This window comes from Skermania piniformis, from assembly GCF_019285775.1.
Classification (GTDB): Bacteria; Actinomycetota; Actinomycetes; order Mycobacteriales; family Mycobacteriaceae; genus Skermania; species Skermania pinensis.
Map to the genome: position 1 here is coordinate 1961694 of NZ_CP079105.1, position 13543 is coordinate 1975236.

The following is a 13543-nucleotide window of genomic DNA, read 5'->3' on the forward strand; positions in this document are numbered from 1 at the left end:
AGTGCAAAGATGCCGACAACGATCGTGCCGGGCGGGCGATCGACGGCACGACGGAGATCGGTAATGCGCATCACCCTCTTCGCCACCGCGGCGATCGGATTGCTGTCCACACTGGCCGGTACCACCACGACCGGGGCTGCGGCGAATCCGGGCGCGTTGCGGCTGGCCGCGGCCGATCCGCGAACCGCGTTCGCGATGATTTCACTGGACTCGGGGAACGTCTCGGTGACATCGAATGCTGCCGACCAGCGTGCGGCACTGTCGATCGCGAAGTTGTATCTCGTCGACTACGTACTCCGGCATGGCGGCGGCGCGCCGGGGGAGCGGGATCTCGCGCAGCGAGCGATCGAGCTTTCCGACGATGCGGCCGCGGATCAGCTCGACGCGATCTATCCGGAGGCGATCGACGAGGTTGCCGGCGAGTATCGACTCTCGGCGACCGCGCGCGGATCGTTCTGGGGGACGTCGGTGACCAGTGCGCGCGACGCGGCCGGTTTCCTGGCGGCGAAACTGCGGGCCGACGCGGCGTCGCCGATGCTCGGCTGGATGCGGGATGCCCAGCCGGTGGCCGCGGACGGAACCGAACAGAACTGGGGCACGGCACATCTGCCTGGGGTGATCGGCACCAAGTGGGGCTGGTCCGACGACAGGGTCTCCGAAGTGGCGTCCGCCTCGTACGGGGATCGCTTTGCGGTAGCCGCGTTCACTGCGGGGGACGCCGACGCGGAGAATGCAGACCTGGCCGGACTAGGCGGATAGCTCACCGTGGACCGCTGATGATCCACGGCGGCCGCCGAACGGGGTTACCGCGGGATCTGCGGGTTGTTCAGGTCTCGGGCGGAGAACGTGTCGCAGGCTTTGACCAGCCCGGTCTGGTAGCCGGCCAGGAACCATTTCTGTCGTTCCTCGGACGAGCCGTGGGTCCAGGTTTCCGGGTTGACCCGCTGTCCGGCCGAACGCTGAATCCGATCGTCGCCGACCGCTTGGGCCGCCGACAGTGCGTCCCGGATGTCCCTGTCGGTGAGTTTCTGCAGGAACGGTTGGCCGCCGTTCGGGCCCGGCGTGCTGTCCGCCCAGTGTGCCCAGACGCCGGCGAAACAGTCCGCCTGCAACTCGGTGCGAACGCCGCCGCCGGCGGCGCCCTGCGGGTCCTGCTGAGCTGCGCCGAGGGTGCCGAGCTGGTTGGAGATGTGGTGCCCGACCTCATGCGCTACGACGTATTCCTGGGCCAACGGGCCACCGCTGGAGCCGAACCGATCCACCAGGATCTGGAAGAAGCTGGTATCGAAGTAGGCGGTGCGGTCGACCGGGCAATAGAACGGTCCGACGTCGCTGGTGGCGTTGCCGCACGCGGTGGCGACGCTGCCGGAGAAGAGCTTGACCCCGGGCGGGACATACCGCACTCCGGTCTGCCGCTGGAGTTGTTGCCCCCACACGGCGTCCAGGCTGTTGGCGGTGGCGGCCACTCGACAGTTGACATCGCGGTTCGCGTCCGCTCCCGTCGTGCAGCCCTGCAGCGAGGTCGAGCTGCCGGCCGAGTCGTCCTGTCCGGTCACGCCACCGAGCACACTGCCGGGATCGCCGCCGAGCAGCAGAGTGATCACCAACAGGATCAATCCGCCCAGTCCGCCGCCGACCGCGATCCGGCCACCCATGCCGCCGCCGCCGACCGAGACCCGCCCGGCGTCGATCTGGGTATCGTCGTTGAAGGTCATCCGTCCACGCTTTCTCGTCGCGTCCCGCCCGGCCTCGTCCGGCGACGGCCCAGGTCGGCGTGCCGCCCGCGACGGCCCGACCCCTACAGCTTTCCATGCTCGAGCCGGGGGCGCCCGTATCTTCTGTCAACCACCGCGCTGGTGCTGGCGATGTCGCCGGTTCGAAATCGCTCGGTCAAATCGGGTTGTCGGCCGCTGCCGGCTGCTCCGTAGGATCGCCACGTTCACCCGTCACCCGAGAGGATTCCCGAGTTGCTACGCACTCACGAGGCCGGCACGCTGCGTCGCGAGCAGGCCGGACAAACCGTCACCCTGGCCGGTTGGGTGGCTCGGCGACGCGACCACGGCGGCGTGATCTTCATCGATCTGCGGGACGCCTCGGGGGTTGTGCAGGTGGTGTTCCGCGCGGCGGACGTCGCCGAGCCGGCGCACCGGCTACGCGCCGAGTACTGCGTCCAGGTGACCGGGACCGTGGACGATCGTCCGGCGGGTAACGAGAATCCGGATATCCCGACCGGCGAGATCGAAGTGGATGCCGCGGTCTTGACCGTGCTCAACGAGAGCGCGCCCTTGCCCTTCCAGCTGGACGAGCAGCCGGGGGAGGAGGCGCGGCTGACCTATCGTTACCTCGATCTGCGTCGGGCCGGACCCGCGCGGGCACTGCGGCTGCGTTCGGCGGTCAATGCCGCCGCTCGGGATGTGTTGGCCGCCCGCGGTTTCACCGAGGTGGAGACGCCGACGATGACCCGGTCCACGCCGGAGGGTGCACGCGACTTCGTGGTGCCTGCCCGGCTGCAGCCGGGCAGTTTCTACGCGTTGCCGCAGAGTCCGCAGCTGTTCAAACAGTTGCTGATGGTGGCCGGGGTCGAGCGGTACTACCAGATTGCCCGTTGTTATCGAGACGAAGATTTTCGGGCGGACCGACAGCCGGAGTTCACCCAGCTCGACGTCGAGATGAGCTTCGTCGACCAAGCTGACGTGATCGAACTGGCCGAGGCGGTTCTGGTCGCGCTCTGGCAGTTGATCGGCTACCAGCTGGCTACCCCGATCCCGCACCTGACCTACGCCGAGGCGATGCGGCGCTTCGGCTCGGACAAGCCGGACCTGCGGTTCGGGATCGAGCTTGTGGAGTGCACGGAATTCTTCGCCGACACCCCGTTCCGGGTATTCGACGCGCCGTACGTCGGCGCGGTGGTGATGCCCGGGGGAGCGAGCCAGCCCCGTCGCCAACTCGATGCGTGGCAGGAATGGGCCCGCCAGCGTGGGGCCAAGGGGCTGGCGTACGTGTTGATCGGTGCCGACGGAACGCTCGGCGGCCCGGTGGCGAAGAACCTGTCGGATGTCGAACGGGCCGGGCTCGCCGCCCATGTCGGCGCTCAGCCGGGTGATTGCATCTTCTTCGCCGCCGGCGCGGCAAAGCCCCAGCGCGCCCTGCTCGGTGCTGCGCGGGGCGAGATCGCCCGACGGCTGGACCTGATCGATCCGGACACCTGGGCCTTCGTCTGGATCGTCGACGCGCCGTTGTTCGAACCGGTCGTCGACGCGCTGGCCGGTGGCGACGTCGCGGTCGGGCACTCGGCGTGGACTGCAGTGCATCACGCGTTCACCTCACCCAAACCCGAGTCGCTGCCGTTGTTGGCGACCGACCCGGGCGCGGCGCTGGCCTACGCCTACGATATTGTTTGCAACGGTAACGAAATTGGCGGCGGCAGTATCCGGATCCATCGTCGTGACGTACAGGAACAGGTGTTCGGCGTGCTCGGCATCGGGCCGGCCGAGGCGCAGGAGAAGTTCGGTTTCCTGCTGGACGCGTTCTCCTACGGAGCGCCACCGCACGGCGGGATCGCGTTCGGCTGGGACCGGATCACCGCGCTGTTGGCGGGGGAGGATTCGATCCGCGACGTGATCGCGTTCCCCAAGTCGGGTGGCGGGCAAGACCCGCTCACCGGCGCCCCGGCACCGATCACGGCGCAGCAGCGGAAGGAGTCGGGGATCGACGTGATCGTGCGCGCCGAGCCGGCCGAGGAGGCGGCGCGGTGACGGTCAGGACCAGGGTGACCAGACGAGCACCAACACCGACAGCAGCAGCCCGATCAGCAGTGCCGCACCGATTCCGGCGGCGACTCGGCTCGGCCGGTCCGGCTGTTCGATCCGGAGGTCGTCGTCCGTGGTCTTATCCGTGCTCTGATCGGACAGCCGCCGGGGCGCGGGTGGTGGGGGCGGCTCGCCCTCGACGTCCGGGACCACGACCGGCAGGCCGACCGGCGTGGGTGGCTCGACCGGTACGCCGTACTGACCACCGCCTGCTCCGCCGATCGGCGCATATCCGCTCGTCGGCAACTGATGGCGGGCGCGGCGCCGGCCCGGTGTGGGAACGGAGGTCGAGGGTGGCGGCGTCGGGGAATGCGGCGGATCGCCCGGCGGCGTTGCTCGCTCGTGGCGGCCACCGAGTTCGGGACCGACGTCTTCGCGTGGGTTCCCCCCGACTTCATGGGTCATTCCCCAGCCTCCTGATCGAACCCCTGATCGAGCTCGGAGCAAACCGCCGACAAGCTCGGTTTCAGTCGAGCGAACCTGACCCTGTTGCAGTTGTCAAGACATCGGTATCGGTGTTGGTTCGGCATCGATCAGGACAGATCACCGTCCAGCGGTCCGAGTACGGTGGTAGCCGATGACCGCAGTATTGGCCGGACGTGCCGCCGAAGCCGTGTCCGGAGCGCAGGATCTACTCACCCGACGCCTCGGCGCGCCGGTCGGCCTCACCGACCCGGTCGAGCTGGGCGTCGGCCGGACCACCGTGCTTCGGGTCCGGGTGATGGATGGGGCGTTCGCGCTGCCCCGCACGGTCATCGTGAAACAGGTTTCCGACACGATGCCGGATCCGCGTGACACGCCTGCCCGGTCGGCTTTTCTGCGCGCATCTGCCGAGTCGGCTTTTCTGCGCGAGACGGCGTCGTACCTGTTCGCCAACGCATTACCGAAAGCGCAGCGGCCCGGCCCGGACTTGCTCGCGCACGACGTCGAATCTCGGCTGCTCATCCTCACCGATCTGGGCGAGCAGGACCGACTGTCCCGGCTGCTGCGTACCTCCGACGAACGCGTGGTGGCGAATCTGCTGATGGCATACGCGCAAGCGCTGGGCCGACTACATGCGGCTACGGTCGGTCGTGAGGCCGATTTCGCCGCGTTGTTGCGCCGAGTGGGTGCGCGGCACCGGATCGGTGACCTTGCACAGCAAGCTCAGCTTGCCCTTGCCGAACTGCCCGGCGCCTTGCACCGAACGTTGGGGGTGAGCGTGCCCGACTCGGTGACCGATGCGGTCGGCACGGCGATGCACCTGTTCGACGGTGGTCGGTTCCGCGCGTTCAGCCCGTTCGATCTGTGCCCGGAGAACGTGATCGTCAACGACGACGGGGTCCGCTTCCTCGACTACGAGTGGGGTGGTTACCGGGACGCCATGCTCGACCTGAGTTATGCGTTCGTTCCCTATCCCCGATGCCTGTGCGACCACCGGCTCGGAACCGACCGGGCGCAGGCGATGATCGAGGCCTGGCGCGCAGAGGTGGTCGGTGCGTGGCCCGAGCTGGCCGACGACCACCTGCTCGCCGTCAAGGTCCTCCAGGCCCGACTGGCCTGGGTCTGGCTGTCCACCCATTGGCTGTTATCGGCCGACGACGAGCAGGTCGCGGATGTCCGCGGGCATTCGCTGTCGATACCCCGGTCGACGGCGATGGTCGAGCGCTGGTCGACCTTGGCGACCGAAGCGTCCCGAACCGGAGCGGTGTCCCTGGCTGCGTTCGCGTTGTCGGTGGTCGAGGCATTCACGATTCTGTGAGCCGGCATCGGATTCGGTGAGCGGGCGCGGTACAGCACATAGCCGGCGATCGACGTGTGTCGTACCCGGTCGGTAGGTTCGACCGGGTGACCGACGGTTTGTTCGAGGTATTCGAGGACGTCCCGACGGCGACCGAGTTTCAGCCGGCTACCGGGTCGCCGCTCGCGGTGCGCATGCGGCCGGCCACGTTGTCCGAGGTGGTCGGACAGGACCACCTGCTCGGGCCCGGTTCACCCCTGCGCCGAATGGTCGAGGGCTCGGGTGCGGCCTCGGTGTTGCTCTACGGCCCGCCCGGCACCGGCAAGACGACGTTGGCCTCGCTGCTGTCCCAGGCGACCGGGCGCCGGTTCGAGGCATTGTCGGCGTTGTCGGCCGGAGTCAAAGAAGTGCGAGCGGTGATCGATCTGGCTCGTCGCCGCCTCGCTGCAGCGGGCGGCGGCGCGGGACAGCAGACCGTACTGTTCATCGACGAGATCCACCGGTTCTCCAAGACCCAGCAGGATGCCCTGCTGGCTGCGGTGGAGAACCGGATCGTGCTGCTGGTCGGCGCTACCACCGAAAACCCGTCGTTTTCGGTGGTGTCACCGCTGTTGTCCCGCTCACTGGTGCTGCAGCTACGGCCGTTGACCGACGACGACATCCGCACGGTGCTCGATCGCGCTCTGACCGACCCGCGCGGCCTGGCCGGCAGTCGGACACTCACCGAGGATGCCGCGACCCATCTGGTGGCCATCGCCGCCGGCGATGCCCGGCGTGCCCTCACTGCGCTGGAAGCCGCAGCCGACGCCGCGCCCGACCCCGAGATCAGCCTGGCGCTGGTCGAGGCGAGCGTCGACCGGGCGGCGGTGCGTTACGACCGTGCGGGCGACCAGCACTACGACGTGATCAGCGCGTTCATCAAGTCGATCCGGGGCTCCGACGTGGACGCTGCGGTGCATTACCTGGCCCGGATGCTGGCTGCCGGAGAGGACCCGCGGTTCATCGCCCGGCGGCTCGTGGTCCACGCCAGCGAGGACGTCGGGATGGCTGATCCGAGCGCGCTCCTGATCGCCACGGCGGCGGCGCAGGCGGTACAGCTGATCGGTCTTCCCGAGGCTCGGCTTGCCTTGACCCAGGCCACGATCCACCTGGCAACCGCGCCGAAGTCGAATGCAGTGGTGACGGCGATCGGTGCCGCGACGGCGGATATCGGCGCGGGGAAGGCCGGCCAGGTGCCGCCGCATCTGCGCGACGGCCACTATTCCGGTGCGGCTCGGCTGGGGAATGCGGTCGGCTATCGCTACCCGCACGACGACCCGGACGGTCTGGTATCCCAGCAGTACCCACCGGACGAACTGGTCGGCACCGACTACTACGCGCCGACCGAACGTGGCAATGAACGCGAGATCGGTAACCGGGTGGCCAAACTCCGCCGAATCCTGCGCCAGCGCGCGGACTGAGCGGCAACCACCTGCGCCCGCGGGGAGCCGTAGCTACCATCGACAGCAGCGACCGTGTCGACCACTGCTGAAGGATTCATTGTGCGGAAACTTGTTGCTGCAGGATTGCTATCGGCTGCGCTCATCGTTCCGGCGGTCACGGTTTCGGCACCGCTCGCCGCCGCGGACCCGGTAGCCGAGTATCGGGTTCCGGTTCTCGAAGTCGATCCATATCTCCTGGCCCAGACGATTGCCAACATCTCCGGGGCACTGTTCACGCCGCAGAGCGCCGAGTTCGTGGGGTCGATCGGTGCCGCGGTTGGCGGTCCGATTCTGGACTTCACTGCAGATTTGCTGCAGCCTCGCTGACTGTGCGCAGGGCTCGGCGCACCGGGCCGGTAGAGTCGGTGCAGTGACCGGTTCCGAGACCGTGCCGGACGCTGCGCCCGCGCGGTCGAGTATCGGCGCCCTGGTGCGGCGTGGTCTGGTCGTCGGCACGATCCTCCTGCTGTTGGCGGGCCTGCCGGGATGGACACTCTTAGCCGCCGGCGCCGACTGGCCGCGAGCGGTGGTTGTCGTCGGCGGCCTGATCTTCGCGGCTGCGGCCGCCGCTCCGATTGCCCTGTTTTCCGGGCTCGGGCGCCGCTCCGATCGCCTCATGGCCCTCGGGACGACGGTGCTCGGCGTGCTGTGGGTGTTGTTCGTCTGGTCGGTACTCGGTCAGCTGCTGGGTCTCGCGATGCTGCTGATCGGGATCGACAACCCGATCCGCGCGCGAGTCGTCGCGAGCGTCGTGGTCGCTGTCTCGGCGCTGCTGCTGGGCTGGGGTTTCGTGGCGGCGATGCGGGTGCCGCAGGTGGTCCGGCGCGATGTTGTTCTGGATCGGCTCGGCCGGCGGCTGGACGGTCTGCAGGTCGCGCTGATCACCGACACCCATTTCGGGCCGATCAACCGGGCCCGCTGGTCGGCCGGCGTGGTGGCGAAGCTGAATCAGCTGGACGCCGACATCGTCTGCCATCTCGGTGACATCGCCGACGGCGCGGTCGGCCGGCGGCAGCCGCAGGCGGCGCCGCTGGCCGACGTCCGGGCACGGTTGGCTCGGGTGTACGTAACCGGCAATCACGAATACTTTTCCGATGCCCAGGACTGGCTCGACTACATGGCCGAGATCGGCTGGACGCCGCTGCACAATCGGCATCTGCTCGTCCGGCGGGGGGTCGACGGGCTGGTGATCGCCGGGATCGACGACGCCACCGCTGCCGGCAGTGGCGTGCCCGGACACGGGGCGAGCTTGGCCACGGCCCTTGCCGGCTCGCATCGGGATCTGCCGGTACTTCTCCTGGCCCACCAGCCGAAGCAGGTCGTCGCGGCCGCCGCAATAGGCATCGACCTGCAGGTTTCCGGCCACACCCACGGCGGCCAGATCTGGCCGTTCAACTTCCTGGTCCGGCTCGACCAACCGGTCGTACACGGCCTGAGCCGGCACGGCCCACGAACCCAGCTCTACACCAGCCGTGGTACCGGATTCTGGGGACCACCGTTCCGGATCTTCGCGCCCAGCGAGATCACGTTGCTCACCTTGCGCCGGCCGTAGCAACCGCCGACCGACGTGGTCGCCATTGCGGCGCCACCCCGGAAATCCGACCGCCGAACCCTTGTAACCTGAACCTCCGTGCAGACCCACGACATCCGGCGGCGTTTCCTGGACCACTTCATCCGGGCCGGGCACACCGAGGTGCCCAGCGCCTCGCTGGTCCTGGACGACCCCAACCTGCTGTTCGTCAACGCCGGAATGGTGCAGTTCGTGCCGTACTTCCTCGGCCAGCGGACGCCGCCCTGGGACCGAGCGACCAGCGTGCAGAAGGTGGTCCGCACGCTCGACATCGAAAATGTCGGGATCACCACCCGGCACAACACCTTCTTCCAGATGGCGGGCAACTTCAGCTTCGGCGACTACTTCAAGCGCGATGCCATCACCTACGCCTGGGAGCTGCTGACCGGCAGTGTCGCCGACGGTGGGTACGGGCTCGATCCCGAACGGCTGTGGACGACGGCATACCTCGACGACGACGAGGCGATCACGCTGTGGCAGGAGGTCGCAGGCGTGCCGAGTGGGCGGATCCAGCGTCGCGGCATGGCCGACAACTATTGGTCGATGGGCATTCCGGGCCCGTGCGGCCCGTGCTCGGAGATCTATTACGACCGTGGTCCCGAATTCGGCCGCGACGGCGGGCCGGAGGCGGACGAAGACCGCTATGTCGAGATCTGGAATCTCGTGTTCATGCAGAACGAGCGGGGGGCCGGGCGGGGCAAGGACGATTTCGAGATCCTGCGTCCGTTGCCGCGGCGCAACATCGACACCGGGATGGGGGTCGAGCGGATCGCGATGGTGTTGCAGGGGGTCGACAACGTCTACGAGACCGACCTGGTACGTCCGGTGATCGTCGAGGCCGAGCGGCTCACCGGTCGCCGTTACGGCAGCGACCACGGCGCCGACATCCAGTTCCGGGTGATCGCCGACCACGCCCGCACCGCCGCCATGCTGATCTCCGACGGCGTGAATCCGGGTAACGACGGTCGCGGGTACGTGCTGCGGCGGTTGCTCCGGCGGATCGTTCGATCGGCGACCTTGCTCGGCGCGACCCAGCCGACGATGGACCGCTTCATGACCGTGGTCCGTGACGAGATGGCCGAGTCCTACCCGGTGCTGCGGACCGATTTCGAGCGGATCGAGAACGTCGCGGTGGGCGAGGAGACAGCCTTCCGCCGAACATTGGACTCGGGCTCGAAGCTGTTCGCGGTGGCCCGCGACAGCGTGGTCGCCGCGGGCGGGAGTCGGATCAGCGGTGACGACGCGTTTGCGTTGCACGACACCTACGGTTTTCCGATCGATCTGACCTTGGAGATGGCCGGTGAGGCCGGTCTGGCAGTCGACGAAGCGGGCTTCCGCGAGCTGATGTCGCAACAGCGCCGGCGGGCCAAGGAGGACGCGCAGGCGCGCAAGCAGAGCCACGCCGACTTGTCGGTGTATCGGGAGTTCCTCGACGGGGTGCCCACCGAGTTCACCGGCTACACCGAACTGAACACCGACGCGCGGGTGCTGGCGTTGATCGTCGGCGGGGTGCGGATTCCCACGGCGGAGGCCGGCGCCGACGTCGAGGTGATCCTCGACCGGAGCCCGCTCTACGCCGAGTCCGGCGGTCAGATCGCCGACCACGGCCGGCTCGCCGCGGCCGGGCTGCGGGTTCGGGTGAACGACGTGCAGAAGATCGCCAAGTCGCTCTGGGTGCATCGGGTCACGATCGAGGAGGGGCAGCTCACCGAGGGGGACGTGGTCACCGCCGAGGTCGATCCGGCCTGGCGCGCCGGTGCTACCCAGGGACACTCGGGCACCCACCTGGTGCATGCCGCGCTGCGTCAGGTGCTCGGGTCGAACGCGACTCAAGCCGGCTCGTTGAACAAGCCGGGCTACCTGCGGTTCGACTTCAACTGGCAGGGCGGGTTGTCGGCAGCTCAGCTGGCCGAGCTGGAGGCGGTGACCAACGACGCGGTCGATGCCGACCACGCAGTGAACAGTTTTGTCACCGACAAGGACAGTGCGTTGCGCATGGGTGCGCTTGCGTTGTTCGGGGAGAACTATCCCGACGAGGTTCGCGTGGTCGAGATCGGCGGACCGTTCTCGATGGAGCTGTGCGGTGGCACGCACGTAACCCATTCGGCGCAGATCGGCCCGGTGACGCTGCTCGGCGAGCAGTCGGTGGGCTCCGGGGTGCGCCGGGTCGAGGCATTCGTCGGTCTCGATTCCTACCGCTATCTGGCGAAGGAACGCGCACTGCTGGCCGGGATTGCGTCTTCGCTGAAAGTGCCCGGTGATCAGGTGCCGGCCCGGATCGAGCAGCTGGTCGAGCGGCTGCGGGTGGCGGAAAAGGAACTGGAGCGGGTCCGCGCTGCCGCCGCCGCGTCTGCGGCCGGTGACTATGCCGCGCGCGCGGAGCGCGTCGGTCCGGTCGCGCTGGTTGCCGAGCGGGTGCCGGATGGGATACCCGCCGGTGACCTGCGGACGTTGGCGATCGATATCCGAGGTCGGCTCGGATCCCAGCCCGCGGTTGTGGTGCTGCTCGGTTCGGTCGACGGCAAGGTGCCGTTCGTCGTGGCCGCCAACCCCGCCGCCCAGCAATCCGGGTTTGCTGCCGGGACGCTTATCCGATCATTCGCGTCGGCAGTCGGTGGTCGCGGAGGCGGAAAGCCGGATCTGGCACAGGGCGCGGGGAATGACCCGGCCGGAATTCCGGCGGCACTGGCTGCCGCACGCGCCGCGGTCGCCGCAGGATGATCGTCGGTCCGGACCACCCGGACGGCGCCGATCCGGGGCGCGGCCGCCGGATCGGGATCGACGTCGGCACGGTGCGGATCGGGGTCGCCGTCAGCGATCCGGACGCGATCTTGGCTACCCCGGTCGAGACCGTCACGCGATCTGTTCGTGATTCTTCCGATATCGACCGCATCGCGACCTTGGTGCGGGAGTATGAAGCCGTCGAAGTCGTGGTCGGGCTCCCTCGGACGTTGCGCGGCGAACACGGACCATCCGCCCAGGCGGCGGTTTCGTTCGCCGGCGAGTTGGGTCGGCGTCTGTCGGTCCCGGTGCGGCTGTCGGATGAACGGCTGACTACGGTGTCAGCAGCCCGCGCCCTGCGGGCCGGCGGGCTACGCGCGAAAGGTCAGCGGAAAGTGATCGACCAGGCAGCTGCGGTGTCGATCTTGCAAGGATGGTTGGATCAGCGCAGTTCGGCGTCGGGGCCCACTCGTCGATGGCACTCGCCGCAGTCAGGGGATGAGCAGTGACCAACGGTTGGACACCGACCGATCGACAGGATCCCGGCCGCACCATGGGTCGGGCCCATGATCCGGACTCCTACCCGCCCGGATCCACGCCTCCTGGAGAGCCGGGCTCCGGCGCGTCGCCGCCGCACGAGGATCAGCCCGGGTACGAGCATCAACCCGGGTACGAGCATCAACCTGAATACGACCGGCACCCCGAGTACCGACCGCCGGAGTACGGCCCCGACTACGGCGGACAACCGGACTATGGTGCGCAACCGCACTACGGAGCACAACCGGACTATCCCTCGTATCCCGAGTACGAAGAGCCGGCCGGCTACCGTGAGCACGGCGGCTACGCCGAACGGCCCGATTACGGGCCCGGTTATCCGGACCAGCCGGGCTATCCCGAGCATTCGGGTTACCACCAGCCCTATCTCGGCGACCAGCACCCCCGATACGAAGAGTCGCCGCCGGACCATCGGCCCGGCCAGCCGGCCTACCTGCCGCCGGGCCAAGCGTTTGCGGCGGATTCGGCGGAGGACGAGTCGTCGCGCCGGGCTGTGCTGCTCACTCCGGGCGCCGCGGCCCGACGGCAACGCAGCCGGGTGATCCTGTCGTTGGCCGCGACATTCGCCGTACTGATCGTCGCCGCGGTGGGTTTCATGATCTACAAGGGCAATCAGACTCCGCCCGTGGCCGCCGACTTCACCGGGCCGCCGGGAGATCCGGTGATCATCCAGGTTCGCCCCGGCGACGACGCCTCGGCGATCGCCGAAGAGATGGCACAAAAAGGAGTCACCGCCAGTTCCGCCGCGTTCTACGAGGCAGCGGTGAAGGTCGAGGCGATGAACAACCTGCAGCCCGGCTTCTTCTCGGTGCCGACCAACGTGCCGGCCGCCGACGCGGTCGCCGCGATGACCGACGAGAAAAACCGCGTCGGGCACGTGATCTTGTCCGAGGGACGGCAGCTGCACGACTCCAAGGACGTCAATACCGGCGCGGTCAAGGAAGGCATCTACCGCAAGATCGCGTCGGCCAGCTGTATCGGACCGGCCGATGCCGAAAAATGCGTCGGCTACGACGACCTGAACCAGGCCGGCGCCGGCGATCCGGCGCAGCTCGGGGTGCCGGCCTGGGCGATCGACGCGGTACGCAAAGTGCCCGACCGGACGCGGCAGCTGGAAGGCCTGATCGCGGCCGGCAGCCTCGACTTCGATCCCACCGCCACGCCGACCGAGATCTTGCGACAGCTGGTCAGCACCAGCGCCACCAGCTACGAGCAGACGGGGATCGAGACCGCCGGTGCCGGGGTGAATCTCACCCCGTACGAGATGCTCACCGCGGCGTCACTGGTCGAGCGGGAGTCGCTGCCGGCGGACTTCCCCAAGGTTGCCCGAGTAGTGCTGAATCGGCTCAAGGCGAATCAACCGCTGCAGTTCGACTCGACCGTGAACTATTCCTTGGACGAGACCGAGGTGGCGACTACCGACGCGGACCGGGAAAAGGTCACGCCGTGGAACACCTACGCCAAGTCGGGTCTGCCGGCAACGCCGATCTCGTCGCCCAGCATCGAAGCACTCGAGGCGGTCGAGCACCCGGAGCCGGGCAACTGGCTTTATTTCGTCACGGTGGACAAAGAAGGCACCACGCTGTTCACCGCCGATTACGAAGAACACTTGACGAACATCGAGAAGGCGAAGCAGAGCGGCATTCTCGACCAGGGACGAGCAGATCAGCCCCGGTGACGACGGCGG

The 13543-nt window shown here is 68.1% G+C and carries 11 protein-coding genes; 9 read left to right on the forward strand and 2 right to left on the reverse strand.

Features of this window, described 5'->3' with window-relative positions; translation table 11 throughout:
- Positions 1-63: 63 nt before the first annotated feature.
- Positions 64-759 carry a serine hydrolase gene (locus tag KV203_RS09120; RefSeq protein WP_066468138.1) on the forward strand — a complete coding sequence of 232 codons (696 nt, stop codon included), beginning with the start codon at positions 64-66 and terminating at the stop codon, positions 757-759.
- A 44-nt stretch (positions 760-803) separates the two neighbouring features.
- On the opposite strand, the gene ypfJ is transcribed toward KV203_RS09120, so the two are convergent.
- Positions 804-1715, reverse strand: coding sequence for a KPN_02809 family neutral zinc metallopeptidase (gene ypfJ, locus KV203_RS09125; RefSeq protein ID WP_066468139.1), 912 nt, complete (start codon positions 1713-1715; stop codon positions 804-806).
- 252 nt (positions 1716-1967) lie between these two features.
- Between ypfJ and aspS the strand changes: the two genes are divergently transcribed.
- Positions 1968-3755, forward strand: coding sequence for an aspartate--tRNA ligase (gene aspS / locus KV203_RS09130; RefSeq protein WP_066468140.1), 1788 nt, complete (start codon positions 1968-1970; stop codon positions 3753-3755).
- Between the two features lie 3 nt (positions 3756-3758).
- Here the strand turns inward: aspS and KV203_RS09135 are convergent, their stop codons facing one another.
- A complete protein-coding gene (locus KV203_RS09135; RefSeq protein ID WP_157079710.1) occupies positions 3759-4214 on the reverse strand; it encodes a hypothetical protein in 456 nt (151 codons plus the stop codon).
- A gap of 172 nt (positions 4215-4386) precedes the next feature.
- Here KV203_RS09135 and KV203_RS09140 point away from each other — a divergent pair, with 172 nt between their 5' ends.
- The 7 genes from KV203_RS09140 (at position 4387) to mltG (ending at position 13534) form a co-directional block, all read left to right on the forward strand.
- Entirely contained in the window at positions 4387-5550 is a 1164-nt protein-coding gene (locus KV203_RS09140) for a phosphotransferase family protein (protein ID WP_066468144.1), read from the forward strand.
- 98 nt (positions 5551-5648) lie between these two features.
- Positions 5649-6989 carry a replication-associated recombination protein A gene (locus KV203_RS09145; RefSeq protein WP_246600939.1) on the forward strand — a complete coding sequence of 447 codons (1341 nt, stop codon included), beginning with the start codon at positions 5649-5651 and terminating at the stop codon, positions 6987-6989.
- A 54-nt stretch (positions 6990-7043) separates the two neighbouring features.
- Positions 7044-7337, forward strand: a complete 294-nt coding sequence (locus KV203_RS09150) for a hypothetical protein (RefSeq protein ID WP_157079711.1) — start codon at positions 7044-7046, stop codon at positions 7335-7337.
- 43 nt (positions 7338-7380) lie between these two features.
- Positions 7381-8562 (forward strand): metallophosphoesterase, encoded by a 1182-nt coding sequence (locus tag KV203_RS09155; protein ID WP_157079712.1) that lies wholly within the window; start codon positions 7381-7383, stop codon positions 8560-8562.
- Positions 8563-8640: 78 nt separating this feature from the next.
- Positions 8641-11301: an alanine--tRNA ligase gene (gene alaS / locus KV203_RS09160; protein ID WP_066468149.1), complete on the forward strand. Its 2661-nt coding sequence runs from the start codon at positions 8641-8643 to the stop codon at positions 11299-11301.
- Positions 11298-11810: a Holliday junction resolvase RuvX gene (gene ruvX / locus KV203_RS09165; protein ID WP_066468151.1), complete on the forward strand. Its 513-nt coding sequence runs from the start codon at positions 11298-11300 to the stop codon at positions 11808-11810. Before alaS ends, ruvX begins: the two co-directional genes overlap by 4 nt.
- On the forward strand, positions 11807-13534 hold the full coding sequence (gene mltG, locus KV203_RS09170) for an endolytic transglycosylase MltG (protein WP_066468153.1): 1728 nt from the start codon (positions 11807-11809) through the stop codon (positions 13532-13534). The genes ruvX and mltG overlap by 4 nt, the downstream gene beginning before the upstream one ends.
- The last annotated feature ends 9 nt before the right edge of the window (positions 13535-13543 follow it).